This is a genomic window from Halobacillus massiliensis (assembly GCF_900166625.1).
In the GTDB taxonomy this organism is placed as follows: Bacteria; Bacillota; Bacilli; order Bacillales; family Halobacillaceae; genus Halobacillus_A; species Halobacillus_A massiliensis.
Map to the genome: position 1 here is coordinate 377,445 of NZ_LT800499.1, position 25,710 is coordinate 403,154.

The window sequence follows — 25,710 nt, forward strand, 5'->3', positions numbered from 1 at the left end:
GGCTGTGAGAACCGCAGAAAAGGCATCGAGAAATCTGCTTTCTCAATTAATTTCCTGGAGACGTCATTTTCATCAATATCCTGAACTGAGTTTTCAGGAAAAACGAACGAGTGAGAAGGTTGAAGAAGTCTTAAAAGGATTTAAAGTTTATGATATTCAAACCAAAGTAGGGGGTTATGGCGTTATCGCCACCCTCAATTTTGGGGAAGGGCCAGTCATTGGGTTCAGGGCCGATATGGATGCCTTGCCGATTGCTGAGAAATCTTCCCATAACTATGTATCAAAGACACGAGGTATTATGCACGCATGCGGGCATGATGCTCATACGTCAATATTACTCGGGCTGGCCAAAGTTTTGGCCGACAGCTATCCGACCTCAAGGCTGAAGGGAACGATAAAGCTCATTTTTCAGCCGGCAGAAGAAAGCTGTGACGCTCTTGGGGAAACAGGTGCTGTGAAAATGCTGAATTCCGGGTACCTTGATGACTTGGATGCTGTTATCGCCCTCCATATGTGTCCATGGAGAAAAAGAGGAAGTATTCAAATTCATGACGGGCCCAGCATGGCTAACAATGATGAGTTTGAGCTTATCATTAAAGGCAGCGGCGGGCACGGAGGCTACCCTCATGAATCTAAAGATCCGATCTGGATGAGCAGCTTTGTTTTACAAGCCCTTTACAGCTTAAATGGGAGAAAAGTTGATCCGCTTCAAGTAAGTGCATTAAGCATCGGTCAAATTCATGGTGGCGAAGCCAATAATGTCATCCCTGATACTGTAACCATTAAGGGAACGATGCGATCTTATTTAGCTTCTGTACGGGATCAGCTGATTAAAGAAGTGGAGCAGGCGGCATCTATTGTGAAAACGTTAGGCGGAGATTTTGAACTTCATGTGCAAAAGGGAGAGCCGGCATTAAACAATGAGCCCGCCCTCAATCAAATTATCAGAAAAGCGGCGGAAGGGTTTCATCAGGTGGAGGAGCCTTTTGGAATGGGCAGTGAAGACTTTAGTTATATAACAAACCGTATAAGCGGTACGATGTTTTTTCTCGGAAGCGGTCCTGCAGAAGCTTATGGACTTCATCACCCGATGTTCGATATTGATGAGGCAGCTATGGAGGATGGTGTGAAGATTTTTATAAAGAGTGCAGAGATTCTGTTATCTAGTGAAGGAGGGGGATTATGACAACAAATATTGCGTTTGTTGGATTTGGCGGAGTTGGCCAGGCGCTTGCTGAAATTCTCTTGGAGCGCAGAGAAAGTCTTCTGGATGACTATGGGCTGGATGCAAAAGTAGTAGCAGTAGCAGACATGATGAAAGGATCGATTTATGATCCGGACGGACTTGATATCGAACAGCTGCTTCAGGCAGTCAGGCAGAAAGGAACCGTTGAAGCCTATTCAGGAGGAGCAGGAGTCATTACCGGATTAAGCAGTATCGAAACGATCATTCAGACAAACGCCGACGTTATTGTGGAGGTTACCTTTACAGACGTAAAAACAGGTGAACCTGCAATTACGCACTGCCGAACGGCTTTTGAACACCATAAGAGCGTGGTTACAACGAATAAGGGGCCAGTTGCCCTTGCTTATCAGGAGCTGAGCGAACTGGCAGAGCAGAAAGGCGAATTTTTCGGCTTTGAAGGCACAGTTATGAGCGGAACACCGGCTTTGAGAATGCCGGTTGAAACGCTGGCAGGCAATGAAATCAAAAGTATTCGAGGAATTTTAAATGGGACGACAAATTATATTTTAACAGAAATGGAAAAAGGCCAATCCTATGAAGAAGCGCTTTCTAAAGCGCAGAAGCTGGGATATGCCGAAGCCGACCCGACTAGTGATGTAGAGGGATATGATGCCAGATATAAAGCGGCGATTCTCTCTAATTACATTATGGGAGTACCGATTGCTCATACAGAAGTAGAATGTGAAGGCATTACGAATATGAGCCAGGAGCAGGTTCAGTCGGCTCTGAAAGAAGGAAAACGATGGAGACTCATCGCTGATATTACAAAGGTTAATGGAGGAGTGAAAGCTTCTGTTAAGCCTGAGTGCATTGAAGCATCAGATCCTTTAGCCAGTGTTTCCGGTCCGACCAATGCTATTCTCTATCAGTGTGACTTAGCAGGTCCTATTTTATTGACAGGAGCAGGCGCCGGTTTAAAGGAAACAGGTTTTTCTTTACTCATTGATCTCATTCATTATCAGAAAACAAATCAGCTCGCGAAAATTAATTAGGATGGGGTGATCCGATGCATACACAGATTTTGTCAAAAAAGATGTTAGTCGGAGGGAAATGGATAGCCGGTGAAAAAACTTTTGAGGTTCGCAACCCGCAGGATAACGCTCTGATCGCACGTGTTCCGGCAGCTTCCAAAGAGCAGATGAAGGAAGCCATAGAAGCCGCAGAGCGTACGTATCGTTCAACAAAAGTATGGCCGGTTCACGAACGCATGACCATCCTAAATAAAGTAGCCCAGTATATGAGAGATCACGCGGAAGATTTTGCTGAGATCATTGCTAGAGAAGGAAGCAAAACGATCAATGAAGCCCGCGGTGAAGTAAAGAGAGCTGCTCAAACGATTCAAATCAGCGCAGAAGAAGCCAGAAGAATAAACGGTGAAACGATCAATTTCGATCAGAATGAAGGCAGTGAAAACAGAGTAGGATACTTTTACCGCTTTCCAGTGGGGGTTGTTGGTGCGATCACACCTTTTAATGATCCGCTGAATATGGTCGCCCACAAAATTGGTCCTGCGATCGCTTCGGGGAATGCCGTCGTTTTAAAACCGGCTTCTGTAACGCCTCTCAGTGCCATTAAGCTGGCAGAAGCATTTATGGAAGCAGGTCTTCCTGAAGGGTTCTTATCTGTTGTCACTGGCTCAGGAAGAGAATTAGGAGATACGCTTGTGACACACCCTGCAGTGCAAATGATATCTTTTACAGGAGGATCTTCAGCCGGTGAAAAAATCACCGAGAAAGCCGGTGCGAAAAAAGTCTGCATGGAGCTTGGCTCCAATTCACCTGTCATTGTGTTAAAAGACGCAGACCTTCATGATGCGGTTCAATCCACAGTGTCCGGTGCTTTTGCAGCCGTTGGCCAAAACTGCCTGGGTGTTCAGAGAATATATGTGGAAAGGTCGATATATCCACAGTTTCTTACCACTTTTATTAACCGGACGACAGAGCTGAGAATTGGAGATAAGATGGATGAATGGACAGATGTCGGTCCGTTGATTACAGAGAAGGAAGCGAAGCGGGTTGAGGAATGGGTGAATGAGGCTGTCAGCAAAGGAGCGATCGTTAAAGCAGGAGGCTATCGTGAAGGTGCTTTTTATGCACCGACGGTTTTAACCAATGTTTCCGAAGACGCAAAGATTGCAAAAGAAGAAATTTTTGGCCCTGTTGTTCTCATTTACCCAATTGATTCTCTGTATGAAGCTGTGGAAAGATCCAATGACGTAAACTACGGACTGCAGGCCGGTATATTTACAAATGATATCAACCAGGCCTTCTATGCCATCAAGAATATGAACGTCGGCGGTATCATGATCAATGACAGCAGTGATTACCGGATAGATGCTATGCCATTTGGCGGAACGAAAGGATCCGGAGTAGGCAGAGAAGGTATTAAATACGCGATCGAAGCTATGACAGAAGCTAAGGTTGTATCATTTAGACTGCAGGAAAACCTGCTTTAATATAGCAAAAGCCGCTGAATTCAGCGGCTTTTTTACTTTTTAAGTAGAGCCGAATTAAAAGAACGACTAGACTCCACCGCTTCTTCCTGCTTTTTCAAGGAGAGTTTTCCCTGAAATCGAGCAAATTATAAAGGAGAAAACCTTAGGAGGAAACCTCATTGAAAAAAGTGATTTTTAGCACCTTCATCCTTATGATGCTGGCTGCTTGCGGTACGAACAACAACGAAACGATGGATAGAAGTGCCTATGATTACAATAGAGTATCATTTGGCACTAAGGATGTAGGCGATAAACGTGTGGTGGATGATGTAAACTTCCGTGGAAACAATTTTCCTGATCAAGGAAGAGGTGCGATTCTTCCCCACGGACAATATGGCATGGAAGAGCCGAATGCCGATCAGCGTGTGGAAGTGGACAATCAGGGCCGTGGAGAACTGAGCGAAGCGGAACAGCATGTTATCGAACTGACGAACGAGCATAGAGGGGCGCAGGGACTAGAACCGCTTAGTCTTAATAAACAATTGGATGATGTAGCGCAAATGAAGTCAAACGATATGGCGCAAAATAATTATTTTGCCCATAATTCACCGACATATGGAAATCCTAGTCAAATGCTGAAAAGCAAAAATGTTGACTTCCAAAAAGCGGCTGAGAACATTGCCCATGGTATGCGTTCTCCAGAAGAAGTTGTCAATGGCTGGATGAACAGTCCATCCCACCGCAAAAATATCTTAGATCCGGACTTAAAAGAAATCGGTGTAGGGTATTCAGAAAATGGAAACTATTGGACACAGATTTTTATAACAAAATAAGCATTTAAAGCCCCTCTTTCTTGAGGGGTTTTTTGCTGTAAAACTGGAAGAAATAACTGTGACTGATTTAAAGCGGAAACAGGAATGCTAAAAAAAAGAAACTAAAAGTAAGAAGGGAGTCTGCAGGCATGAAAAAGGTTTGTGTCCTTCTATGCTTCCTCTTTTCCATAAGTTTATTTTATCCTTCCTCGCTAAGGGCTGAATCTTCCCAGCAGCTTGTAGCGATTGGTGATTCTATTCCATATGGATACAATCTGACGACAGAAAACATCAGCCCTCCTGGTGATGCTTTTCCGTATTTGATTGGAAAACAAGAAAACCTGGAGGTTACCAATTTAAGTATACCTGGCCTGACTTCGAAGGAAATGCTTTTTGCCATTCGCGAAAATGAGCTGTTCAGGGAAACCATAAAAGAGGCGGATTACGTGGTGTTATATATAGGCGGGAATGACCTGTTAAACTTATTGAAGAAGCATAAAGGTATTCAAGGGGTTAAAATGGATGAAATCGCTTATGTAGTGCGTAATCTCTTGTATAATGTGTATTCAATAGCTGTAGAACTGGATCAGTTAACAGAAGGCGAGATTCTCGTTTATAATTTGTACAATCCGTATCCTGCCGAGGGAGAGGATCTGGAACAGCCTTTAGAGCTCATAAATAACCAGTACAGCTCTTTGATAGAACTCCTAAGTCACTTTACCAGTATTAAGCTGGTGGACGCTTACCATGCGTTTAAAGGCCATCCAGAATATATCATTCCTGGAGACGTCCATCCTTCCAGAGAAGGGCAGAGAGTATTGGCGGAAATTGGATGGAAGCAGATGCAGAAGGAATAAAAGTACCGAAACTTTTCATCGGTACTTTGTACATAATATAATCTTGTTATAATAAAAATAAAACTAGCATAAGGAGATTTTATACATATGGTTCGTTTTGGCACAATTGGTACTAACTTTATTACAAAACATATGATTGAAGCAGGCCGTCATTTAGACAATTTTGAACTAAAAGGGGTTTACTCGAGAACTTCTGAAAAGGCGGAAGAATTCGCCAGTGAATATGGAGCCTCCCTTACCTTTACCGCTATCGATGAACTCGTTGATTCTGAGGAAATCGATGCCGTTTATGTAGCAAGTCCAAATTCTTTTCACGTGAAACATGCCATATCCGCTATGTCGAAGGGAAAGCATGTCCTTTGTGAAAAGCCGCTTGCTTCGAATGAGCAGGAAGCTGATCAAATGGTTACAGCGGCCCGGGAAAACGGTGTTGTTTTTATGGAAGCCGTAAAGTCAACGCTCATGCCCGGCTTCTTAAGGATTAAGGAAAACCTCCACAAGATAGGGGAAGTCAGGCGGTATGTCGGGAATTTCTGTAAGTATTCTTCCCGCTATGATGCCTATCGGGAAGGGACGGTGCTTAACGCATTTAATCCTGAATTCTCCAATGGTTCGCTTATGGACCTCGGGGTATATGGCATCTATCCTATGGTAGTTCTCTTTGGAAAGCCTGAGAAGATTTTAGCCAATGGGGTCAAATTAGAATCTGGTGTGGATGGAGCAGGAAGTCTGCTGGCTGCTTACCCAAATATGGAAGCTGTCATCATACATTCGAAAATAAACCATTCCCACAGTCCATCTGAAATTCAGGGAGAAGAGGGTGTGATTATCATCCCAAATATCTCTGAGCCTGCGGGAGTATATATCCGCTATAACGATGGAACTACGGAAAATTTGGATAATGAGAATGATTTTCCTCCTATGTACTATGAGATTGAGGAATTCATCCAATTAATTGAAAACGGCGAGAAGCAGTCGGAGATTAATTCACACGAGGCTTCATTAATTACTTCTCATATTCTGGAGCAGGCACGTAAGCAAATGGGAATCGTCTATCCTGCAGATAAATAAAGCGAGGCTCTCTCTTTTCTTAGCTTGTTGGTTTAAAAATAGGAGAAGCATGTTCCGTTCGCCTGAATTAAGAGAACCGGGCCTGGGGAAAGACTCGCTTTCCATGGGCGAACGGTGAGCTTCCTCGGGCTTTCAGCCCTCCGGGATCTCCCCCTGTTCTATCCTCCCATAGGAGTCTCGCCGTTTCCCCTGGCCCTTTGCGTTTATTAGGAGTAACGGAACACTGAGTAAGAAAAGACCATTTCCTTAAGAAAGGTTACTGAACTACAGCGTTCCGTTTACCCAATCAACGGTAAAAAGGCTGGGAAATGGCGAGACTCCTGCAGGGAGATAGAGCCGTGGTGAGATCCGCGAGTGCAACGAGCTAGCTCACCGGCTCCCCGCGGAAAGGGAGCTATTACCCAGCCGTTTTTCTCTTTGTACGGTAAACGGAACAGCTCTTTCTCTATTTATCATTAAGAAAGAGCCACCAAAATGGCGAGACTCCTGCAGAAAGATGAAGCTAAGATGAGATCAGCGAGTTAACGAACTAGTTCATCGGCTCCCTGCCGAAAGCGAGCTATTTCTCAGCTGCTTTTCTCCAAACGAGATAAACGGAACCGTCTATTATCCCAAAAGGAACAGGAACGACGGGATAGTTCACCAGAACCTTTAGAACAAGGCCTGATTTTTTTCTTTCAATGCGAAAGCCATGTAATATTACGGTTTCATTAACAAAGGACATTATCACACTCTGATTAAAGAGAGGCAAATGCCTCTCTTTTTTTATACCGCGCCTATTCATCAGTACCTCTCAGTTCTATCTTCATTCTAATATTTAGTATAATTAAGAAGAACCTATCTCTATCGGAGGCCCTTCATATGAAAAAAATCTTTCAATATTCTCTGCCTTATAAATTTTCCGCAATAATTGCGATACTTCTTATGCTGATAGAATTAACCGTGGAGCTGGTACAGCCTCTGTTAATGGCAAAAATTATCGATGACGGGATCATGCAGGAAAACTACACGACGATCTCTATTTGGGGAGGCGTCCTTGTCGGGCTCTCACTCCTCGCTTTTGCTGCGGGTATTATTAACTCCTATTTTGCCGCACACGTCAGTCAAGGTGTAGGCCATGATCTAAGACGTGATCTCTTTAAAAAAGTTCAGTCCTTTGCGAGTGAAAATTTTCAACACTATTCAACGCCTAACCTGGTGACACGGATCACTAACGATATTCTGCAAATTCAAAACCTTGTACTGATGCTGATGAGGATTGCTTTAAGAGCTCCACTGTTTATTATTTTTGCTGTCGTTATGGCGTTTACGGTAAACGTCCAGCTGGCGCTCATTCTCGTTATGGCCGTTCCTGTGCTGGGCGCCTTTCTTTTTTGGGTGTTAATTCGCGGTGTAAAACTTTTTAAAAATGTCCAAAGAAAGCTCGACGGGGTAAATACGGTCATTCGCGAGAATTTAGCAGGTATACGGCTGATTAAGGGCTTTAACCGTGGATCGTATGAAGAGGAACGATTTGATCGTGTTAACAGGCCGCTTCTAAAAGAAAATAAACGTGCGCTCTGGCTGATGGAAACAGCAATGCCTGTCATTATGCTTGGTATGAATGTTATCATCCTGATACTTCTCTGGGTCGGGGCTGTTCAGCTTGATATTGGAAGCGCGCAGGCTGGGGAAGTCGTAGCCATCATTAACTATGCGACTAGAATCATGTTCACATTTTCCATCTTTTCTTTTTTAATCATGGTTTTCTCCAGGGGGAATGCTTCAGCTAATCGTGTAGTTGAGGTACTGGAAGAGCGCACATCTGGTTATTTAAAGGAAACAGGGAAAAAGACAGCTTTACATGGGGCTATTACGTTTGAAGATGTTTCATTTTCCCATGCAGATATGCCGACTATAAAAAATATTTCGTTTAAAGCGGAAGCAGGACAGACCATCGGAATATTAGGTGAAACCGGCTCAGGCAAGTCTTCACTGCTTCACTTAATACCGCGTCTGCTGGAAAAGGACAGCGGTAACTTGCTTTTAGATAATGAAGAGATTTCAAATTTAGATATAAAGTCAATTAGACAGCAGATCAGTCTCGTCCCACAGGAGGTTCAACTATTTTCGGGAACGGTTAAAGAAAATATTGCCTGGGGGAAAGAAGAGGCCTCAGACGACGAAGTAATTGAAGCTGCAAAACAAGCTGAAATTCATTCATTTATTACTACACTTCCAAATGGGTATCATACGAATATCGGCCAGAAGGGTGTAACTTTTTCCGGAGGACAAAAACAACGGCTTTCCATTGCCAGGGCGCTCGTAAGGAAGCCGAAGATTTTAATTTTAGACGACAGCACAAGTGCACTTGATGCCCATACGGAAGCCAGGCTGCTTCAAACGCTGAAAAAGCAGGATTGTACTGTGCTGATGGTTGCCCAGAAGATCAGCTCCTTAAAAGAAGCTCATAAAATACTCATCTTATATCAAGGAAAGCTATTAGCTCAAGGTGTACACGAAACCTTGCTTGAGAAAAATTCATACTATCGTGAAGTTTACCAATCCCAGCAGGAGGACGTGATGTAATGGCAGAAAGAAATAACCGTGCACCAATCCGTCATCATCATGGGATTGGAACGAAGCCGCCGAAAGTTGACGATATGAAAACTACGATAAAACGTATTTGGAAGTATATGGCGCGAGAGAAAAAGCTGTTTTACAGTGTGATTATTATCCTGTTTATCAGTTCGGTTCTTTCTCTATTAGGGCCTTACCTTCTCGGAGTCGCTGTTGACCGGGTGATTGCTGATCCCGCCGGTAACACGCTGATAACGATGATTGGAATTCTGCTCGTTGTTTATGTTTTTCATTCGTTATTTCAATGGCTGCAGAATTACTGGATGATTGGTATTTCACAAAATACGGTATTTGAAGTGAGAAACCACTTATTTTCCCATCTGCAAAAACTGCCGGTTTTATTTTATCAGGAATATCAGCAGGGCGAGCTGATGAGCCGCCTGACGAATGACATTGAGAACGTCAGCCGTACGCTTAATACGGCCGTTGTTCAGTTTGTAACCAGTGTGCTTACGATTCTTGGAACGTTAATGATTATGCTCTGGCTTAGTCCGCTGCTCACACTATTGACGATAATGATTGTACCTGTGATGTATTTCGGAATGAAGTGGATCACAAAAAGAACGGGGCGATATTTTAAGGATCAGCAGAAGAACCTCGGTGATGTTAATGGATATGTTGAAGAAATGTTCTCAGGACAGATGATTATTTCAATGTTTTCCCGGGAAGAGCGGGTGATGGAGGAGTTTGAAGAAAAAAATGAGGCGCTGCGATCCTCAGGCTACTGGGCGCAGACGTATTCCGGCTTTATTCCGAAGCTCATGAATATGTTAAACAACGTCAGCTTTGCCATTATCGTCGGTGCCGGAGGACTGCTCGCGTTAAACGGCCATATTTCTATAGGGGTTATCGTAACCTTTACGACATATTCCCGACAGTTTACTCGTCCGCTGAATGATCTAGCCAACCAATATAACATGATTTTATCTGCAGTAGCCGGGGCTGAGCGGGTCTTTCAGGTGATTGATGAAGAAGAAGAGGCGCAGGATGAGCGGCAGGCTGAACCGCTGCCTGGTATCCGTGGGGATATTGAGTTTAAAAGTGTAGATTTTTCCTATAAAACAGGGGAGAAGACGCTTGAAGATGTCAGTTTTCATGCTAAACCAGGGGAAACGGTGGCACTGGTCGGCCCTACAGGTGCAGGGAAAACGACCATTATCTCTCTCCTCTCCAGGTTTTATGAAATCGATAGGGGAACGATTAAAATCGATGGGACCGACATTCAAAAGATCACTCGCAGCAGTTTAAGAAGCCAGATGGGCGTAGTTTTGCAGGATGCGGTCATGTTCAACACAACGATAAGGGAAAATCTCCGCTATGGTCGTCTAGAGGCAGGGGATGAAGAAGTTGAGCAAGCAGCAAAAGCCGCTCATGCTCACGAATTTATCATGCAGCTGCCTGATGGATATGATACAATGCTTGATTCCGACGGCAAGGGTGTCAGCCATGGGCAGAGGCAGCTGCTTTCGATTGCCCGCGCCATGCTCGCCGACCCCGCACTTCTTATCTTGGATGAAGCGACAAGCAGCATTGATACGGTAACTGAGTTGAAAATTAATGATGCGTTAAGAAAGCTGATGAAAGGGCGGACGAGCTTTGTTATTGCTCACCGGCTGAATACGGTCCGCTCGGCTGATCAAATTCTTGTTTTACAAAACGGGAGAGTCACAGAAAAAGGGAATCATAAAGAGCTATTGCAGCTTGGCGGTTTTTATGCCGACCTTGTCAAAACACAGCAGGCCGATAAAGCTTCTGTTTAAAAAAGCCGCATTTATGTGCGGCTTTTTATTGAGAGGAAAGTCCAAATAATAAAAAATGAACGGTCCGATCAATTTCTATTTCATCTTCCCACTCGAGCTGGGGAGCTACGATAAAACGAGTAACCATTAAACCAATGACAGTGGTCATAACCATTCGAATAATTGAGGAGGATGGAAAATCAACAATAATTCCTTGTTGCTTGTAATGTTCAATTACTCTTTCAAACCGGGGATAAACCTCCTGTAAAAAAGTCGTCTGAAGCTGAACTTGAAGTTCTTCGTGAAAGGCGACTTCCTGCAGCATAATTTTCAAAAGTGGGGCATTATCTTTTACAAAATGATACCTGTTTTTAATGAGCGTTTTAAGAAGTTCTTCCAGGTTTTCCGGTGATTTCTCAAAAACTTCTTTTATAAAATGTGAAGCGAAAACAGGCAGAGTAAATCTGGCCATTACTGGGGTAACAATCGATATTAGCAGGTCTTTTTTTGTTTTGTAGTGTCGGAAAATTGTTCCTTCCGCCACGCCTGCTCTACTGGCGATTTCACTTGTAGAAGTTGAAGCATAACCCTTTTCAGCAAAGATTTCTACGGCAGCTTGTAAGATTAATGCTTGTTTAGGAGTTGTTTTTGTACCGCTTTCTTCAAGAATATGAAGTAAATCATTTAAATCACTCATAGTATCCCCCTTATTATTGAAACCATCTTACTATAGCCTTCTATATCTCTTCAAGGCTGTTATGTTAAGGGTAGTGAAGAGAAGGATAAAACCAAGTAAAATATACAAGTTTAATTGGATATCCTGAAGCGATTCTCCGCGAAGCATGATGGCTCGCATGGCATCTGCCCCATATGTGAGCGGCATGATTCTGCCAATTGCCTGAAGCCACTGTGACAGCCCTTCTATTGGGAAAAGTCCGGAAAAAAAGACTTGAGGGACAATAACTAAAGGAATGAATTGAATCATTTGAAATTCATTTTTCGCAAATGCGGATAATAAGGTGCCAAGACTAAGGGCGGATAAAGCTAATAAGAAAGTGACTAATAGCACATAAAAGAAATTTCCGTCCATAAAAACATCGAGTACGAAGATAGTATAGGCGGCTATTAAAATGGATTGGAAAATGGTAAAGAGTCCGAAACCGGATAAATATCCGAGGACGAGCTCCCACCGTTTCAAAGGTGTGGAAAGGATTCGCTCTAATGTCCCTTGCGTACGCTCCCTTAAAAATGAAACACCTCCGACAATAAATACAAAAAAGAAAACAAAAAAACCTATGAGAACCGGTCCTATATAATCAAATAAGTCCAGATCCGCGGCGCCATGAAGGAACTTGAAATCCGGCTGGAGATGATCTGGTTCTGAAAATGACTGTTGAAGTATCTTTTGAATGGAGGAGGTCGTATTAGGGTCACTTCCCTCTACGGTAATAACAGGCCTTTCTTTTTTCCATTCAAACACCGCTTCGATTGACTGGTTTGATAAACTTTTTTCTGCATCCTTTTTCGACATTCTCGTCAAGACGAGATCATCATTATTGATTTGTTCCACAATGCTGTCAGGGACATTTACGGCAGCTATATGGAATTTTTCCTGCTTACCGTTTAATACGAGCCACATTAAGGTGAGGACGAGAATAGGGGCCATAATCATTAAGGCCATGCTTCTTTTATCCCGGCGAAACTGTGAAAGAATACGGCTCATTACTGTCCAAGTATTCATTTTGTATCACCTCCATAGTATAAAAAAACATCTTCAATTGTCTTAGCACCAACTTTTTGTTTGAGCAGGTGAGGGGGGTCCTGAGCAATGATCCGCCCATCGAGCAGCATGGCCAGACGATCGCACTTTTCTGCTTCGTCCATAACATGAGTGGTTACGACTATTGTGACTCCTTGCTGTTTTAAACGATACAGTTCTTCCCAAATAGATTGTCTTAATACGGGATCAATCCCTACTGTGGGTTCGTCAAGAACAATAAGCTCAGGCTGATGAAGTAAAGCTGCAGCTAATGAAAGTCGGCGTTTCATTCCTCCTGAAAAGGTCTCTACTCTTTGGTCCAAATATTCACTTAGTCCCACAAGTTCCATTACCTCTTGAATTCTTATTTTCTTAGTGTTTTTCTGTAAACGATATATGGAAGCGAAGAAGTTTAAATTTTCATTGGCCGTCAGTTCTAAATAAAGTGCATCTGATTGAGCCATAAATCCATAACTCTTCATCTGCTTTAAAGAAGGCATTTCTTCACCATGAACAAAAATATTTCCCTTAGAAGGTTGAAGTAGACCTGTCATCAGTTTGACAAGAGTGGTTTTACCAGCCCCTGAAGGACCTAATAAACCAAAGATTTCTCCTTGATGTATGGTCATGTTGATGTCTTTCACAATCCACCTTTTACTGAAACGGTGAGAAACGTTCTGTAAATCCACCGATTTTTCCATAAAAATGACCTCCTTTTTGTGAGTGATTACTCACTTTTATAATAATGAGTTTCATGTGAATTGTAAAGTGAGTAATCACTTATAAATGATCGCTTAAAAAAAAGAGACAAGTTTTCCTGCCTAACCTGCATATATTGTTGTGAGGGAAGGGGCGATGATCGTGAAGAAGGCGTTTGTTTTTTCTGGGAAACGGGTGATCTTCACCTTGAGCACCATTATTATTTTAACAGCGGCACTGTTAGTGGGGAGTTCATTTCTAAGCGATTCTACCCCTGTATTTAACGGCGGGGAAAGAAACGGTGTTCGTCCGATTCAAATAGTCACAGGCGAATTTACGGCGAAAACACCTGAAGGAAAAACGATCGAAACATACCGCTGGGATCCAGGAACTATCTTTGTGAAAGAAGATGAACTATTGAAGGTCAGTATACTAGGGGTGAACGGCAAAGAGCATCCTTTTATCATTGAGGGGCTGGACAAGGCCGGGGTTGTAAAACAGGGGAGTGAGACGGTATTTGACCTTCAGTTTGACAAGCCGGGAGTCTATCGGCTGCTTTGTACAACCCATAAGGATTTTAAATCAAATGGTCCGATGATTGCTTATTTTATTGTTATGGAAAAGTAGAAAAGAAAAAGGCCACTACCCATTAACCTGGAGCGGCCTAAAAGTTTTTATGAAATTATCCGTTACCATTACCGTTATCGCCATTGCCAGGGAATAAAACAGGACATTGCGGCGGAATTGTTGGGTTTGGACACTGCTCAATAAGAATGTCGCGCGGCTCACAGAAATCAGCCACAAGTTCAAGAGTAACATCTGCAACACTTTGAATACTTTGACACAAGTTCAGCACGATATCTACACTTGTTAAAGTTTCTTCCGTACAGTTGACGGCTACATTACAATCAACATCAGAAATTCTTACAACGAGTCTAGTTCCTGTTGGAGCACAAAGGAAAATAGTCTCAGGAATTTCTATAGTTATTGGGCTGGTTTGTTCTACAAATGGAGTAGTGCCATCAAAACCGCTAAATTCTACGACAAGAGAAAGGGTTTTGATAAATGTAATTCTCTGCAATGTAACAAGAGCTCCGTCAATTACAAATGTACGGTCCTCACGTTCTCCAACTTCTACAACATCAACTTCAGCATTTGTAGGAAGAGGATCTCCGTTCTCGTCTACTAAAAAACATCTGGTCGAAAGTCCACTGACTGTAGCAGCACATGGATCGATCGGTAATACGTCAAAGGCCGCTGCAAGGACGGTCTGGTTAACACTTGCTTGAAGAATTACCCAGTCATAAACTTTTTCTGCATTTATACAGAGGAGTTCCTGGGCTCCCTGTAGTGATTGACTTTGCATGTCATCGACTCCTTTTCATTTTCGTGATTCAGTAACAGGATATGTTTAAAACCCTTGTATGTTACGTTATAAATGTCTATTTTCAGGAAAAACGTCCAAAATAGGCCAGATATCTAGAGAGAGCTTTTGTTTCATCACAATTTTTTTAAATGCGCCATAGGCTGAAATAAAAATGATCATCAGTTAGGAGGATTATAAATGGACGAAAAAAAATTAGAGCAACTTTCTGATGACCTTGTAAAAACTGCGGATTCAAACCCTGCCAAAGATGACATCATCCTGGAACAGCAGGAGGCGATTAAGCTGCTGCAGCAGGAGCTGGCCGAAGTGAAGGCTGAGCTGGAAAAGCTTAGAGCCGAAAAAGCTTTCCTTCCTTCTCAGAATCAGGCTAATAACACAAAGAACACTTCTCTCCGTCACCCGATTAAAATCAGGCCGGTTTCAAAAGAGCTTCCTGGTCAGGCGGGACCACCTGTAATAAAAGCAGGTATGGGTCAATCAGCCTCCCTTCCGAATAAGATTCCTCCCGTTCTTTATTCGCAATTAAGAAAGAAAAACAAAGAACAAAGAGCAGCTGTTAATAATAATGTATCTGTTAGAAAAATAAAAAATGAAGAAGTATTAAAACGGTCGGTTCTAAAGCATATTCTTCAAAACAAGAAAAGATAGCAGAATAAAAAAACATCTCTTCGCATAAGAGATGTTTTTTTTATAGCCTCCACACGTTAAAAGTGTCCAATATATCCCCGTTGAGCACTCCTTTTAAATCAACGAGTACAGAAGCTTCACTCTTCATTAATTTCTTTAATTGCTGTTTGCTAAGATGTCGAAATACATCATGAGAAACAGCCAATATTACGATATCTGATGGTTGAAGATCAGCCATAGACACAGCCGTAATACCTAAAGCTGCCAATTCTTCTTCAGAGGCTGCCGGATCACATACTGTTACATCAATATTATAATCTTTCAGCAATTCCACAATTTTTAATGCTTTTGAATTTCTTAAATCTGGGATGTTTTCTTTAAAAGTAACTCCCATAACGGCCACCTTTAAATTACTTACATTCATTTTTTCCTTAATGATTCTTTGAATTAATGACTGCGTGATAAAAGCAGGCATGCTGTCGTTTAATTTTCTGGCGGAAATTAAGAATGAGGGCTCATAACCGAATTTTTTAGACTGGTGGATTAAGTAGTAAGGATCAACACCAATACAGTGTCCTCCTACTAACCCCGGGATAAAGGGGAGGAAATTCCATTTCGTATTAGCTGCTTCAAGTACTTGATACGTATCGATATTCATATAATGAAAGATGTGACTCAGCTCATTCATGTAAGCAATATTTATATCTCTTTGTGTGTTTTCCACGACCTTGCTTGCTTCTGCCACTTTAATGGAAGGGGCTTGATAAACCTCGGCTTCCAGAATGCTCTGATAGACGTGCGTGATTTTTTCAAGGGAAACTTTATCTTGAGAGGCGACGACTTTATTAATTGTTTTAAATGTGTGAATTTTATCTCCTGGATTAATTCGTTCTGGAGAATACCCGACGAAAAAGTCACTCCCTGCTTTTAATTGAGAATTTTGCTGGAGTATGGGGATACACACATCCTCTGTCGTCCCTGGGTAAACGGTCGATTCATAGACAACAATGGTACCTTTAGAAAGGTTTCGTCCGATTACAGCAGATGCCTTTTTTATTGCTGTTAAATCAGGTTCTAAGTCATCACTTATTGGAGTTGGAACGGCTACAATAATAAATCCGCACGTGTTTAGGTATTCTTCTTCAGTAGTGAAGTGAATGGAAGATTTCTTAAGCTGCTCCCTGGTTACTTCTCCTGTTATGTCCTGATGCCGGGACAGCTGATCTACACGCTTTTGGTTTACGTCATATCCAATCACTTTATATTTTTCGGCGAAGCTGACAGCTACTGGCAGACCTACGTAGCCCAGCCCTACCAAACCTATAGTGAGTGAAGGCGCTGATCCCTCCCAAGATTCTTCCTTTATCGATGTCATTTAAACATGTTCCTTTCATAAGTCCGTGATCTATTACTTTATATGAAACGTTTATAAATAGCGTGAGTAGGCGGATATAAAACAGGCTTCCGCACCAGATGAAAATCATTTAGCCGTGGCTGTATGGGTGGCGTTCAATAACTTATTAGGGAGTTTACTGATTCGACAAAAGAGAAGGAGAATCAAAATGTTGCCATTTATTGATTTAAAGAAGCAGTTTCAGGCAAATGAGGCAGAGATTTTGATTGAAATACAGGAAGTAATAAGAAGTGGCCAGTACATCTTAGGCCCAAAGGTTAACAAATTAGAAAGAAAAATAGCTGACTATGCAGGTGTGGATCACGCGGTAGGTGTGGCAAACGGAACCGATGCCCTTGTATTGACCCTTGAAGCATTTGATATAGGAAAGGGGGATGAAGTCATAACCACTCCTTTTACCTTTTTTGCGACAGGAGAAGCAATAGCAAGAGTAGGAGCCACTCCGGTTTTTGTGGATGTGGAAGATAAATATTACACCCTTGATCCAGGAAAGATTGAGGAAAAAATAACATCTTCTACAAAAGCGATCATGCCTGTTCACATTTTCGGTCAGTGTGCTGATATGAAGAAAATAAATAAAATAGCTGAAAAACATAGCTTGTATGTAATAGAAGATGCATGCCAGGCATTTGGGGCCTCACATCATGGTGAGAAAGCCGGCAGCCTGGGAGATGCGGCATGTTTTTCTTTCTTTCCAACAAAGAACTTAGGAACGATGGGTGATGGAGGCATCATCTTGACTTCTCATAAAGATATCGCAGAAAAGATTCGTATGCTTCGTGTTCATGGAAGTGTGACAAAGTATTATCATGATGTTCTTGGCCATAATAGCCGTTTAGATGAAATACATGCTGCAGTTTTACTTGTCTGTTTAAATCATCTGGATGAATGGAATGAGCAACGCCGAAAGATTGCTGCTAAATATAATGACTTCATTACACATCCCTTAATAACTACTCCTAAAGATGCTTCACACAATCGCCATGTATATCATTTATATTGTGTGAAAACAGATCAGAGGGATCAACTGGCTGAATACCTTAACCGCTCAGGAATATCTACAGGAGTTTATTATCCTCAATGTTTGCACCTTCAGAAAGCTTTTCAGCTGTATAACAATAAACGAGGAGATTATCCCGTCTCTGAAACTCTATCAGAAAGTTTACTGGCTGTTCCGATATTTCCATATTTAGAGGAAAGTCACCAGGATCAAGTGATTGCTGCGATTAATAATTGGAAGTGTTCCTCATGCTGAGGGTTGGTTTAATTGGCTGCGGATACATTGCCCAAAAGCATATCTCGACAATAGCTAAGGTTAAAAATTTAAAGCTGATCAGTTTAAGTGATCTGGACACTAAACGAATGGATGAAATGGAAAAGTTTCACCAGCAGGAATCGTTGCAGTCAAACTCTCTTTCAAAATTTAAGGATTATGAGGAGATGCTTGGCGATTCTTCCATTGACGTTGTCATTATTGCTGTTATATCAAGTCTTCATGCCCGTATGGTGAAAGAAGCTCTTCAAGCCGGTAAGCATGTTGTTGTTGAAAAACCATTGGCTTTATCCATAAAAGATGCAGAAGAAATAGTGAAACTCGCAGATGTCCACAACAAAAGAGTGCTGGTTTGTCACCAGATGAGGTATAGGCCGTTGATTTCAAAGGTGAAAGAGTTAATTGATAACGGAAAGCTTGGTGCCCCTTACCTTGGTGTCGCTTCTCTCCGGTTAAACCGATCCATTGACTATTATAAGTCGGCATCTTGGCGGGGGAAATGGAGCACAGATGGAGGCATGCTGATTAATCAGGGCATACACTTAGTGGATCTTTTGATTTGGTTTCTTGGCGACATTAACTCTGTTTATGGCGATCTCGGTCATTATCTGCCTGTAAAGGAAACGGAAGATACGGCCGCTGCTGTCTTTACGTTTAAGAATCAGGCGAAAGGTATTATAGAGGCTAATACAGTTACACAGCCTAATAACTTAGGGTTTGGGCTTTCTCTGTTTTGTGAGCATGGAACGATTAGTATTGAAGGAGCAGGGCTTAATCAGGTCGTGCGCTGCCATGTTTCGGGCCATCCTGAAATGGAAGAAATATTAAAGAAACTGAGCAGTGATCACGAGGACCGTTTTTATATGTATCAAAACTTTGTAGAAAGTGTTCTTGACGATGAGATTGAGTTAGTGGCTGACGCGCGAGAAGCTAAGCGGGCATTGGAAGCTATCTTTGGTATCTATAAATCCCATCAAATGACGACACCTGTTTATTTTCCAATCACTCAATTTTCAACTGGAGATATGAAAAAGAGGGGGAGCGATGGATGATAGATCCAACAGCATCTATAGGAGCAAATGCAGAACTTGGAGAAGAAGTGATTATTGAACAGGGAGTCACCATAGGAGAAGGAGTCACGATTGGTCATCATGTCGTTATAAAAAAAGATACCTCCGTTGGAAATTTTGTAAGGATTGATGACCACAGTGTAATTGGCAAGATGCCGGGGACCAACAAAAAAATGGCCAGAAAACCATCCTCTCAGCTGAAGCCTCTAGTCATTGGAGATGAAGTAACAATTGGAGCTAATTGTGTCCTTTACTGTGGAAGTACGATAGAAAATGGCGTATTTGTAGGTGATTTGGCGAGTATTAGAGAAAAAGTCACAGTAAAGGAAGACAGTATAATAGGAAGGAATGCAATTATAGAAACCAGTACTGAAATTGGCCGAAGAGTAACGATTCAGACAGGATGCTATGTAACGGCAGATATGTTCATTGAAGATGAAGTGTTTATGGGACCTTGTGTATCTACATCTAATGATAAATATATGGGGAGCGGAGGCTCTCCCCATGCAGGACCTATTTTAAGAAAAGGAGCAAAAATCGGAAATAATGCCACATTGCTTCCTGGAATTGAAATTAAAGAGAATGCCATTGTAGGAGCAGGGGCGGTCGTTACAAAAGATGTTCAGGCAGGGTGTGTAGTGGTGGGGAGTCCTGCAAGAGTTTTACGAAGTAAAGCCGGTGGATAATTTATTCACTCGGCTTTTTTAAATGAAGCATTCAATGATTTTCTAGTAGTTCTGTCTCTGTGTGATAGAAACATTTTTTGAAAATAGGGATAGCTTCACTACTCACGCCAATCACTTTAGACATAAGATATCTGGAGTTTCAATAATAGCACAAATTTTTATTGAAATATCTGTTTTATGATAGGAGGGAAACAATTGTCTATTAACAATTTAATTTTTAATGGCGGTTTTGAGACAGGAGACTTAACAGGTTGGGATTCCTTTAATACAACCATCTCTGGTGAAAATCATACGGGTGATTTTTCAGCAAGATTTGGTGCAGGAGTTGCCCCAGCCTACCTTTCTCAAACCGTACCAGCAAGTGAAGGACAAAGTTATGAGTTTTTGGTTTCTTTATCTAAATCAACGACGGCAAACAGTCCATATATTTTTCTGCAAGTTATTTTCCGAGATGCGTTTGATAACTTCCTTGGTTATGGGTTGGATGCCCAAGTAGATTTTGGAGCATTACCGATCATCACAAATGATACGTGGTTAGAAGTATATCTTACTACGAGTCCAGCGCCTGCAGGAACCACTCAAGCGGAGGTTCTTATTTCTAAGCCATCAAGCGCTTTAAATACACCGGCTGTTTTTGTTGACGATGTATCACTTTTAGAAGCTGAAGATGTAGGAGCGACAGGTCCGACAGGAGCGCCCGGCCCAACAGGAGCCACCGGCCCAACGGGAGTCCCGGGTCCAACGGGTCCAACGGGTCCAACCGGTCCAACAGGCCTAACAGGAGCGACAGGTCCAACCGGCGCCCCAGGACCTACAGGAACGACAGGTCCAACAGGAGTGACAGGCCCAACTGGGATACAGGGACCTCCAGGGGGAGCAACAGGAGCTACCGGTCCAACCGGTCCGACAGGCCCAACAGGAGCAGGAGTTACCGGTCCAACTGGTCCAACAGGACCACCAGGAATAACAGGACCAACAGGACCAACAGGACCAACCGGTCCTTCGGGAATAACAGGTCCAACTGGGCCAGGTATTGGTCAAATAGTTGGGTCTCAATCAACTGATGGAGCTATAGTTATAGATCCTGATACAGAAACTACAATTCTTACAGTGAATGTTGACACTATAGAAGGCCAGACATTGAAGATAGATTCAATGGCTCAAGTATTTAATTTTAGCTTGGATCCAGGTGCCTATCAATATTCACTCGAATACCGCCTATACCGGAATGATGACCTGCTTACAACATTCTTTGTAACCGGGGCAGGTACTGCTGGTGCAACACCAGATGTTTTCACTGAGCTTCCAAATCTCACCTGGCTTGATAGTGATCAAGGAACAGGAACACAGACTTACACGGTACGTCTTTTTGCAGATCTAGCAAGTAATACCAACGTATCAACTTTTACAGCTGGAACCAGATCGATAAATATCATTGTCTTTGAATAGTAAGAACTAAGGCTTCGGAATACTCCGAAGCTTTTTAATATAAATAATATTTATTTCTTTTTTGTCCAAACCTTTAAAGAAAAGCACCATACCTTTAATAAAGGAAGTATATTTGCTTCTAAACTATGAATGAAAGGAGGTGAGTTTAAATGATCGAGAACCGAATTTTAAATGGAGGATTTGAATCAGGGTCACTTGCTCCCTGGGTAGGTTTTAATGCAACCGTCACTCCATTGGCAAGTCACACAGGTAATTTTAGCGCACTTTTAGCTCCGCCTGGCAGTCTAGCCATACTCAACCAAGCTTTCCCTGTCAGTGAAGGGGAGAATTTTGAATTTCTTTCCTCCTTTGCCAGAGCAAGTAGTAACCCCAACCCAACTATATCCATCACTTTAACGTACTATGATGTAAGTTTGAATCCGTTAAGCACAGGTTTCACTATAAATATTCCTGTGAATAGACTTTCAGCCGTTGGGGAGTGGTTAGAAGTCTATGGAACTTCTACTCCAGCCCCAGCCGGGACAGTGAGCGGTGTTTTATCTATTCGAAAGCTTCCTCTAGCAGGAACCTCTAACGTTTATGTAGATGATGTTGCTTTATTAACGGTTGAAGGAACAGGTACCACTGGGCCGGCAGGAGCCACTGGAGCAACAGGAGCAACAGGAGCCACGGGAGCGACAGGAGCCACAGGAGCCACGGGAGCTACGGGAGTCACAGGAGCCACGGGAGCGACGGGAGTCACAGGAGCCACGGGAGCTACGGGAGTCACGGGAGCAACTGGTGCTACAGGAGCCACAGGAGTAACGGGAGCCACGGGAGCCACGGGAGCGACGGGAGTCACGGGAGCGACAGGAGCCACAGGAGCTACAGGAGTAACGGGAGCCACGGGAGTAACCGGAGTAACTGGAGCGACCGGGGCCACTGGAGTAACCGGAGCGACAGGAGCAACAGGGGCCACCGGAGTAACTGGAGCGACCGGAGCCACGGGAGCTACGGGAGTCACGGGAGCAACTGGTGCTACAGGAGCCACAGGAGTAACGGGAGCCACGGGAGCCACGGGAGCGACGGGAGTCACGGGAGCGACAGGAGCCACAGGAGCTACAGGAGTAACGGGAGCCACGGGAGTAACCGGAGTAACTGGAGCGACCGGGGCCACTGGAGTAACCGGAGCGACAGGAGCAACAGGGGCCACCGGAGTAACTGGAGCGACCGGAGCCACGGGAGCTACGGGAGTCACGGGAGCAACTGGTGCTACAGGAGCCACAGGAGTAACGGGAGCCACGGGAGCCACGGGAGCGACGGGAGTCACGGGAGCGACAGGAGCCACAGGAGCTACAGGAGTAACGGGAGCCACGGGAGTAACCGGAGTAACTGGAGCGACCGGGGCCACTGGAGTAACCGGAGCGACAGGAGCAACAGGGGCCACCGGAGTAACTGGAGCGACCGGAGCCACGGGAGCTACGGGAGTCACGGGAGCAACTGGTGCTACAGGAGCCACAGGAGTAACGGGAGCCACGGGAGCCACGGGAGCGACGGGAGTCACGGGAGCGACAGGAGCCACAGGAGCTACAGGAGTAACGGGAGCCACGGGAGTAACCGGAGTAACTGGAGCGACCGGGGCCACTGGAGTAACCGGAGCGACAGGAGCAACAGGGGCCACCGGAGTAACTGGAGCGACCGGAGCCACGGGAGCTACGGGAGTCACGGGAGCAACTGGTGCTACAGGAGCCACAGGAGTAACGGGAGCCACGGGAGCCACGGGAGCGACGGGAGTCACGGGAGCGACAGGAGCCACAGGAGCTACAGGAGTAACGGGAGCCACGGGAGTAACCGGAGTAACTGGAGCGACCGGGGCCACTGGAGTAACCGGAGCGACAGGAGCAACAGGGGCCACCGGAGTAACTGGAGCGACCGGAGCCACGGGAGCTACGGGAGTCACGGGAGCAACTGGTGCTACAGGAGCCACAGGAGTAACGGGAGCCACGGGAGCCACGGGAGCGACGGGAGTCACGGGAGCGACAGGAGCCACAGGAGCTACAGGAGTAACGGGAGCCACGGGAGTAACCGGAGTAACTGGAGCGACCGGGGCCACTGGAGTAACCGGAGCGACAGGAGCAACAGGGGCCACCGGAGTAACTGGAGCGACCGGAGCCACGGGAGCTACGGGAGTCACGGGAGCAACTGGTGCTACAGGAGCCACAGGAGTAACGGGAGCCACGGGAGCCACGGGAGCGACGGGAGTCACGGGAGCGACAGGAGCCACAGGAGCTACAGGAGTAACGGGAGCCACGGGAGTAACCGGAGTAACTGGAGCGACCGGGGCCACTGGAGTAACCGGAGCGACAGGAGCAACAGGGGCCACCGGAGTAACTGGAGCGACCGGAGCCACGGGAGCTACGGGAGTCACGGGAGCAACTGGTGCTACAGGAGCCACAGGAGTAACGGGAGCCACGGGAGCCACGGGAGCGACGGGAGTCACGGGAGCGACAGGAGCCACAGGAGCTACAGGAGTAACGGGAGCCACGGGAGTAACCGGAGTAACTGGAGCGACCGGGGCCACTGGAGTAACCGGAGCGACAGGAGCAACAGGGGCCACCGGAGTAACTGGAGCGACCGGAGCCACGGGAGCTACGGGAGTCACGGGAGCAACTGGTGCTACAGGAGCCACAGGAGTAACGGGAGCCACGGGAGCCACGGGAGCGACGGGAGTCACGGGAGCGACAGGAGCCACAGGAGCTACAGGAGTAACGGGAGCCACGGGAGTAACCGGAGTAACTGGAGCGACCGGGGCCACTGGAGTAACCGGAGCGACAGGAGCAACAGGGGCCACCGGAGTAACTGGAGCGACCGGAGCCACGGGAGCTACGGGAGTCACGGGAGCAACTGGTGCTACAGGAGCCACAGGAGTAACGGGAGCCACGGGAGCCACGGGAGCGACGGGAGTCACGGGAGCGACAGGAGCCACAGGAGCTACAGGAGTAACGGGAGCCACGGGAGTAACCGGAGTAACTGGAGCGACCGGGGCCACTGGAGTAACCGGAGCGACAGGAGCAACAGGGGCCACCGGAGTAACTGGAGCGACCGGAGCCACGGGAGCTACGGGAGTCACGGGAGCAACTGGTGCTACAGGAGCCACAGGAGTAACGGGAGCCACGGGAGCCACGGGAGCGACGGGAGTCACGGGAGCGACAGGAGCCACAGGAGCTACAGGAGTAACGGGAGCCACGGGAGTAACCGGAGTAACGGGAGCCACCGGAGTAACTGGAGCGACCGGAGCCACCGGAGTAACTGGAGCGACCGGAGCCACGGGAGTAACCGGAGCGACAGGAGCAACAGGAGCCACCGGAGTAACTGGAGCGACCGGAGCCACGGGAGTAACCGGAGCGACAGGAGCAACAGGGGCCACCGGAGTAACTGGAGCGACCGGAGCCACGGGAGTAACCGGAGCGACAGGAGCAACAGGGGCCACTGGAGTAACGGGAGCGACCGGAGCCACGGGAGCCACCGGAGCCACTGGGCCAACGGGAGCAACAGGAGTCACGGGAGCAACAGGAGCCACGGGAGCAACAGGAGTCACGGGAGCCACCGGAGCCACGGGAGTCACGGGAGCCACAGGAGCCACGGGAGCCACCGGAGTCACGGGAGCGACCGGAGCCACGGGAGCCACCGGAGCGACAGGAGCTACAGGAGCCACCGGAGTAACTGGAGCGACCGGAGTCACCGGAGCCACAGGAGCCACGGGAGTAACTGGAGCCACGGGAGTCACCGGAGCGACCGGAGTCACCGGAACCACGGGAGCCACCGGAGCTACAGGAGTAACCGGAGTAACGGGAGCCACCGGAGCTACAGGAGTAACTGGAGCCACGGGAGCCACAGGACCAACAGGAGCTACAGGACCAACAGGAGTAACCGGAGCCACGGGAGTAACGGGAGCCACGGGAGCTACAGGAGCTACAGGACCAACAGGAGTAACCGGAGCCACAGGAGCCACCGGAGCCACCGGAGCCACCGGAGTAACTGGAGCGACCGGAGCCACAGGAGCGACCGGAGCCACGGGAGCTACAGGAGCCACGGGAGCTACAGGAGCCACGGGAGCAACCGGAGTAACTGGAGCGACCGGGGCCACTGGAGTAACCGGAGCGACAGGAGCAACAGGAGCAACAGGGGCCACCGGAGTAACTGGAGCGACCGGAGCCACGGGAGTAACCGGAGCGACAGGAGCAACAGGGGCCACTGGAGTAACTGGAGCGACCGGAGCCACGGGAGCCACCGGAGCCACTGGGCCAACGGGAGCAACAGGAGCCACGGGAGCAACAGGAGCCACGGGAGCAACAGGAGTCACGGGAGCCACCGGAGCCACGGGAGTCACGGGAGCCACAGGAGCCACGGGAGCCACCGGAGTCACGGGAGCCACGGGAGCAACTGGGGCAACAGGAGTTACAGGGGCAACAGGAGTTACAGGAGCAACAGGAGCGACCGGAGTAACTGGAGCAACCGGAGTAACTGGAGCAACAGGAGTAACTGGAGCAACAGGAGTAACTGGAGCAACAGGAGTAACTGGAGCGACC

General features: G+C 45.9%; 20 protein-coding genes. 15 read left to right on the forward strand and 5 right to left on the reverse strand.

The annotated features are described in order from the left end of the window. The first annotated feature begins 4 nt into the window (after window positions 1-4). From B7E06_RS01980 to B7E06_RS02020, 8 genes are all read left to right on the forward strand, one after another. Window positions 5-1,186, forward strand: a complete 1,182-nt coding sequence (locus B7E06_RS01980) for a M20 metallopeptidase family protein (protein ID WP_082232363.1) — start codon at window positions 5-7, stop codon at window positions 1,184-1,186. Beyond that, on the forward strand, window positions 1,183-2,238 hold the full coding sequence (locus B7E06_RS01985) for a homoserine dehydrogenase (protein ID WP_082232365.1): 1,056 nt from the start codon (window positions 1,183-1,185) through the stop codon (window positions 2,236-2,238). The genes B7E06_RS01980 and B7E06_RS01985 overlap by 4 nt, the downstream gene beginning before the upstream one ends. Window positions 2,239-2,252: 14 nt before the next feature. Further along, window positions 2,253-3,701, forward strand: a complete 1,449-nt coding sequence (locus B7E06_RS01990; protein ID WP_082232367.1) for an aldehyde dehydrogenase family protein — start codon at window positions 2,253-2,255, stop codon at window positions 3,699-3,701. 167 nt (window positions 3,702-3,868) lie between these two features. Beyond that, entirely contained in the window at window positions 3,869-4,513 is a 645-nt protein-coding gene (locus tag B7E06_RS01995) for a CAP domain-containing protein (protein WP_245807792.1), read from the forward strand. Between the two features lie 128 nt (window positions 4,514-4,641). Then, window positions 4,642-5,349: an SGNH/GDSL hydrolase family protein gene (locus B7E06_RS02000; RefSeq protein WP_082232369.1), complete on the forward strand. Its 708-nt coding sequence runs from the start codon at window positions 4,642-4,644 to the stop codon at window positions 5,347-5,349. Window positions 5,350-5,436: 87 nt separating this feature from the next. Then, window positions 5,437-6,420 carry a Gfo/Idh/MocA family protein gene (locus B7E06_RS02005; RefSeq protein ID WP_082232371.1) on the forward strand — a complete coding sequence of 328 codons (984 nt, stop codon included), beginning with the start codon at window positions 5,437-5,439 and terminating at the stop codon, window positions 6,418-6,420. A gap of 861 nt (window positions 6,421-7,281) precedes the next feature. Further along, entirely contained in the window at window positions 7,282-8,988 is a 1,707-nt protein-coding gene (locus B7E06_RS02015) for an ABC transporter ATP-binding protein (RefSeq protein ID WP_082232375.1), read from the forward strand. Then, window positions 8,988-10,799, forward strand: a complete 1,812-nt coding sequence (locus B7E06_RS02020; RefSeq protein WP_082232377.1) for an ABC transporter ATP-binding protein — start codon at window positions 8,988-8,990, stop codon at window positions 10,797-10,799. Before B7E06_RS02015 ends, B7E06_RS02020 begins: the two co-directional genes overlap by 1 nt. Before the next feature lie 25 nt (window positions 10,800-10,824). On the opposite strand, the gene B7E06_RS02025 is transcribed toward B7E06_RS02020, so the two are convergent. From B7E06_RS02025 to B7E06_RS02035, 3 genes are read right to left on the reverse strand one after another with little or no spacing between them, the layout of a single operon-like run. Next, window positions 10,825-11,475 carry a TetR/AcrR family transcriptional regulator gene (locus B7E06_RS02025; protein WP_082232379.1) on the reverse strand — a complete coding sequence of 217 codons (651 nt, stop codon included), beginning with the start codon at window positions 11,473-11,475 and terminating at the stop codon, window positions 10,825-10,827. Window positions 11,476-11,505: 30 nt separating this feature from the next. Beyond that, on the reverse strand, window positions 11,506-12,519 hold the full coding sequence (locus tag B7E06_RS02030) for an ABC transporter permease (protein ID WP_082232381.1): 1,014 nt from the start codon (window positions 12,517-12,519) through the stop codon (window positions 11,506-11,508). Then, the gene (locus B7E06_RS02035; protein WP_082232383.1) at window positions 12,516-13,238 is read right to left on the reverse strand and encodes an ABC transporter ATP-binding protein; all 723 of its coding nucleotides are present in this window, start codon (window positions 13,236-13,238) and stop codon (window positions 12,516-12,518) included. The genes B7E06_RS02030 and B7E06_RS02035 overlap by 4 nt, the downstream gene beginning before the upstream one ends. 160 nt (window positions 13,239-13,398) lie before the next feature. Here B7E06_RS02035 and B7E06_RS02040 point away from each other — a divergent pair, with 160 nt between their 5' ends. Beyond that, window positions 13,399-13,863, forward strand: a complete 465-nt coding sequence (locus tag B7E06_RS02040; protein ID WP_245807653.1) for a hypothetical protein — start codon at window positions 13,399-13,401, stop codon at window positions 13,861-13,863. Between the two features lie 55 nt (window positions 13,864-13,918). Here the strand turns inward: B7E06_RS02040 and B7E06_RS02045 are convergent, their stop codons facing one another. Further along, window positions 13,919-14,602: a BMQ_0737 family morphogenetic spore coat protein gene (locus B7E06_RS02045; RefSeq protein ID WP_082232387.1), complete on the reverse strand. Its 684-nt coding sequence runs from the start codon at window positions 14,600-14,602 to the stop codon at window positions 13,919-13,921. A 198-nt stretch (window positions 14,603-14,800) separates the two neighbouring features. Between B7E06_RS02045 and B7E06_RS02050 the strand changes: the two genes are divergently transcribed. Then, complete coding sequence (locus tag B7E06_RS02050; RefSeq protein WP_082232389.1) at window positions 14,801-15,271, forward strand: hypothetical protein; 471 nt, start codon at window positions 14,801-14,803, stop codon at window positions 15,269-15,271. A 40-nt stretch (window positions 15,272-15,311) separates the two neighbouring features. Here B7E06_RS02050 and B7E06_RS02055 read toward each other — a convergent pair whose 3' ends face one another. Next, window positions 15,312-16,625: a nucleotide sugar dehydrogenase gene (locus tag B7E06_RS02055; protein ID WP_082232391.1), complete on the reverse strand. Its 1,314-nt coding sequence runs from the start codon at window positions 16,623-16,625 to the stop codon at window positions 15,312-15,314. Between the two features lie 187 nt (window positions 16,626-16,812). Between B7E06_RS02055 and B7E06_RS02060 the strand changes: the two genes are divergently transcribed. The 5 genes from B7E06_RS02060 to B7E06_RS02080 form a co-directional block, all read left to right on the forward strand. Continuing rightward, window positions 16,813-17,919: a DegT/DnrJ/EryC1/StrS family aminotransferase gene (locus B7E06_RS02060; protein ID WP_082232393.1), complete on the forward strand. Its 1,107-nt coding sequence runs from the start codon at window positions 16,813-16,815 to the stop codon at window positions 17,917-17,919. Beyond that, window positions 17,913-18,989, forward strand: coding sequence for a Gfo/Idh/MocA family protein (locus B7E06_RS02065; RefSeq protein ID WP_082232395.1), 1,077 nt, complete (start codon window positions 17,913-17,915; stop codon window positions 18,987-18,989). Before B7E06_RS02060 ends, B7E06_RS02065 begins: the two co-directional genes overlap by 7 nt. Further along, window positions 18,986-19,693, forward strand: a complete 708-nt coding sequence (locus B7E06_RS02070) for an N-acetyltransferase (RefSeq protein WP_082232397.1) — start codon at window positions 18,986-18,988, stop codon at window positions 19,691-19,693. Before B7E06_RS02065 ends, B7E06_RS02070 begins: the two co-directional genes overlap by 4 nt. 195 nt (window positions 19,694-19,888) lie before the next feature. Then, window positions 19,889-21,142, forward strand: a complete 1,254-nt coding sequence (locus tag B7E06_RS21475; protein WP_245807654.1) for an NTTRR-F1 domain — start codon at window positions 19,889-19,891, stop codon at window positions 21,140-21,142. 149 nt (window positions 21,143-21,291) lie between these two features. Beyond that, window positions 21,292-25,710 (forward strand): NTTRR-F1 domain (locus B7E06_RS02080; protein ID WP_082232401.1); only part of this gene is annotated, 4,419 nt, incomplete at its 3' end.